Raw genomic sequence first — 532 nt, 5'->3', positions numbered from 1 at the left:
GCTCGTCGCTTTCAGGCGCACTTGTCAGTATCTCCTTGCCTACTGACGTTTGCAGCTCATCGTAAAGGTAGCTGGCCGCCAGCACACTTGCCATCCATGTGCGAAAGTCCTTTGCGCTATACATCTTGCTTTCACAATCATTGTCGCAAGTGTGCATCCGTAAATAGTCATTAATATCTGCACTATCAACGACTTGCTTATCGCCATTGTCATCCAAATATTTGAAAATCTGATAACCGGGCAGCTCACTACATGCCTGTACAATGTCAATTAAACGCTCGTCCTGCAACTCAATATGGTGCTCTTTGGCACTTTTACCGACAAAATCAAATGCCAGCCCGTTGTCTGTTTCGCTCACGTGCTTACTGCGTAACGTACTGAGACCATAGCTTTTATTGAGTTTAGCATAGCGACTATTGCCAATACGAATCAAGGTCGTCTCAAGCAATTTGACAACTGCAGCCAATACATTTTCTCGTGACAATGGTTCAGCTTCTAAATCTTTTTCGACTTGTGCACGTAGGTTTGGTAG

At 44.5% G+C, this 532-nt stretch carries 1 pseudogene; it reads right to left on the bottom strand.

The features are described from left to right. A pseudogene (locus ACS8FD_RS24220) lies at positions 1-532 on the bottom strand (DNA topoisomerase IB); the annotation flags it as partial.

This window comes from Psychrobacter sp. 1U2 (genome assembly GCF_051847575.1).
The sequence above is the reverse complement of the archived record's forward strand: the minus strand, read 5'-3'. Positions and strand labels throughout refer to the sequence as shown.